Source organism: Psychrobacter sp. (genome assembly GCF_035469765.1).
Lineage (GTDB): Bacteria > Pseudomonadota > Gammaproteobacteria > Pseudomonadales > Moraxellaceae > Psychrobacter.
In genome coordinates this window covers 1-3289 of record NZ_DATIRM010000268.1, presented here as the reverse complement: position 1 = coordinate 3289, position 3289 = coordinate 1, and the positions used below count along the sequence as shown (strand labels likewise).

Annotated in this window: 4 protein-coding genes; 3 read left to right on the top strand and 1 reads right to left on the bottom strand. The window is 40.5% G+C overall.

The annotated features are described in order from the left end of the window. The coding region (locus tag VLN09_RS07580; RefSeq protein ID WP_325245214.1) for a hypothetical protein at positions 1-345 on the bottom strand (345 nt) is incomplete at its 3' end. A gap of 554 nt (positions 346-899) precedes the next feature. On the opposite strand from VLN09_RS07580, the gene VLN09_RS07575 reads away from it, so the two are divergent. From VLN09_RS07575 to VLN09_RS07565, 3 genes are all read left to right on the top strand, one after another. Continuing rightward, on the top strand, positions 900-1916 hold the full coding sequence (locus VLN09_RS07575) for a TAXI family TRAP transporter solute-binding subunit (protein WP_325245212.1): 1017 nt from the start codon (positions 900-902) through the stop codon (positions 1914-1916). Beyond that, positions 1894-2439 (top strand): DUF1850 domain-containing protein, encoded by a 546-nt coding sequence (locus VLN09_RS07570; protein WP_325245210.1) that lies wholly within the window; start codon positions 1894-1896, stop codon positions 2437-2439. Before VLN09_RS07575 ends, VLN09_RS07570 begins: the two co-directional genes overlap by 23 nt. Then, positions 2411-3289 (top strand): TRAP transporter permease (locus VLN09_RS07565; RefSeq protein ID WP_325245208.1); only part of this gene is annotated, 879 nt, incomplete at its 3' end. The genes VLN09_RS07570 and VLN09_RS07565, both read left to right, overlap by 29 nt.

The following is a 3289-nucleotide window of genomic DNA, read 5'->3' as shown; positions in this document are numbered from 1 at the left end:
TACGACTCTAGCCACCAATTGCACGCGATATTGTGGGTCTATGGCTGCATTGCCCAATTCAATAAAAGTGACTTGCTGCGGTGCTTGTTCGCTGACGCAGCCGCAAACCCTGCCTTTTACCGCTTCTTCTTGCGCTTCAGTCATAGCAACGCTGGCAATACGCCAAGCATTTTGTTGTTCAATCTGACTACGGCATTGATTGTCGATAGCCGCTTTAAAAACGTTCATACCGATTTCATTGGCTGTGCCCATTGCCGTTCCTGCATTGGTATTGCTACCTGTTGTGGCACAGCCAGCTAACGCAAATGTCGCCAGTAATGCCGTTGAAGCAAGTAGTTTTTTCATCAAATTTCCTTTCAGGTTTATCAAGATTATAAGGGGTCAAATTTTAAATTTTTATATCGTCATGGATAAATATACTAAAATTTACTTTTTGCTATTCATACCTTGCAGTATTTTTATGCCACACCATCACAAATAAAAAGTCATATTACTAGAACTCAATATTTATAACAAAGTAAATATCTCAGTAGCACATATGTTATAGAGGCATGACAAGTGGTGAGGGTTTACAAAACGGTTAAAGTTTGTTTAAATAACTTACAATATGAAACTTAGTATCGCTTAGCGAAACAAGAATGTGATATTTAGTGAATAGTAGCTCTTAATTTTCAATAAATCTCGATTTATAGTCAGGATAAGGGCTAGTGAGAAAAACAATATAGCAATATAAAACCTCTCATGTTTTAATTAGAGAGACTGTTTTTATAGTGAGCTCACTCTAATAAAGAGTTCGCAACACCCCATTTACAACAGCACGTTGCTAAATATGCCGAATATGGATTGCAATATCATATTCTTATCAACTCAATTGCTTTATTTTATCAAGGAAGAAAATAATGAAGTCCATTTATAAAATGCCTTTACTTGCAGCAATGATTGCAGCCAGTATGACAATGGTTGCTTGTTCAGACAAAGCGGCTACTGATGGTGCTACTACTGAAACCTCTACGGATACTACCGCTACAGCAAGTGATAAGCTTGAAACCAAATTTGTCACTATTGCCACAGGCGGCGCGTCAGGTCCTTACAATATTATTGGAACGTCGTTAGCAGAGATTTATGCCAAAACTTTTGGGGTCAATGCCAAAACTCAAACGACAGGTGCTTCAGTAGAAAACGTCAATCTGTTGACACAAGGTAAAGTGGATATGGTGCTGGCGCTTAGTGATGTCGTCACTGATGCTATCGAAGGTAAAAATGACTTTAAGGCGCCTATCGCCAATATTCAGCAAATTGCTGTCCTGTATCCCAACGTCATTCAGTTGGTTGCTTCAGAAAAATCTGGTATCAAAAATATTGAAGATTTAAAAGGTAAGCGTATTGCGGTTGGTGATCAAGGTTCTGGTACTGAAGTTAATGCTCGAACCTTGTTAGAAGGTTTTGGTATTACCTATGATGATGTCAAAGTCGACTATCTAGGCTTTGCAGATGCCGCAGATGCGATGAAAGCTGGCAAAATTGAAGCGGCATTTTTCAGTAGTGGCTTACCAAACTCTTCGCTTTTAGAGCTAGAGCAGGGTATTAAGTTGCAGCTGGTCACCATCAATCAAGATAAGCTCAAAAAAATTATTGAGACCAAGCCTTACTTTAAGACTTTTGAGATTCCTGCCGGTACCTATGGTAACGACGCTGCTATCCCAACCACAGCCGTTATGAATGCCTTATTAGTACGCTCTGATATCTCTGAAGAAGATGGCTATAAGCTAACTAAAGCATTGTTTGAAAACTTGGATGGTCTGAAAAATGCTCACCAAGCGGCGAACGATATCAGTTTAGAGACTGCTCAAGTCGGTATGGTTGCTCCTATTCATCCTGGTGCCAAAAAATACTATGATGAGAAAGCAGCTAAATAAACAAGTATGGTGGTTTACTGGCGCAGCAGCTATTGCTGCGCTGGTTTTGTTTATACTATGGGCGATTTTTAGCCGCCAAACTGTCATTGAAGTACGAGTAGCGGGCGTTGCTGATAATGATAGCCTAGTCTGCTATTTTGTTGAGCCCAATTTTCAATTGCGCTGGATTCATTCAGTAGAAAAGCAGTGGTGGGAGGAGCAGTATCTTCGTGAAGAAGAGGGCTTACTATTAACCAATAGCTCCTTTCAAGCGTTTGGTGCTGGTACCCCGTCTACGGAAAATGTCGCTCCTATACAAAAAGAGGGCTATGTCGGGTATCAAATCAACCAAAGGTTTCCTCATCTCAACTGGGTTGTATCAAGACTGACTCAAGGTGAGATTGATTATGCCGGTCAGCGCCTTTTGATTCATCAACTGGTACCAGATTATTCAGAAGTAACTATCATGCCCAAGGCATATAGTCCAATCGATAGATTCAATAAGGATTTTTGTCATGACCTCCCAAGTGATGGATCACAGTAGCGATAAGCCTCATGTCAGTGATGATGCTAAGTTGGCAAATCAGCCAAATGCGCTTGAAGATACTGAGAATTACGATGACGTTGATCCTAGTGTCACACAAGCGATATTAGAAAAATACGATCGAGAGTCTATTACGCGTCATATCACTCAAGGTCCAGTAAAGTATATTATCGCTGCGATCTGTATTTTCTACTCCATTTTTCATTTATACATCACCTTTAACCCAATGCCATCACTACTACAGCGCTCTGTGCATGTGGGCGTTGGCTTCGCTTTGATTTTTTTGATTTTCCCTGCTAGTAAAAAAAGCAGTCGTAAAAAAGTGGCATGGTATGACTGGATCTGGTTTATCTTCTCCTTATCTGGGATGGCTTATCTTATTTATGAGTACCAAGATATTGTCACTAGCCGCGGTGGTATGGCAAATTCGGTCGATGTGATATTTTCTATTATTACAGTCATCTGCGTCCTTGAAGGTAGTCGGCGTATTACTGGTTGGATATTGCCCATATTAGCCTCTATATTTTTGCTATATCCTTTTATCAGTCATTTGGACTTTATGCCTGATCGGCTGCTCACACGCCCTTATGATTTGGGCGATATTTTTGGTCAATTATTCTTAAAAACCGAAGGCTTATATTCGGTCGCAATCGGCGCATCTGTCACTTTTATCTTCTTATTTATTTTGTTTGGGGCATTTTTGGCGCGTTCTGGAATGGGTCAGCTGTTTAATGATTTGGCATTGGCGCTGGCAGGGGATAAAAAAGGCGGACCTGCTAAGGTTGCTGTAATTTCAAGTGGCTTTATGGGTAGTATCAATGGCTCAGCCTTATCAAACGTGGTAAGTACG

Bases quoted from the DNA above. Each gene is read 5' to 3' on its own strand.
- VLN09_RS07575 (WP_325245212.1), top strand. From the start codon at position 900: ATGAAGTCCATTTATAAAATGCCTTTACTTGCAGCAATGATTGCAGCC.
- VLN09_RS07570 (WP_325245210.1), top strand. From the start codon at position 1,894: ATGATGAGAAAGCAGCTAAATAAACAAGTATGGTGGTTTACTGGCGCA.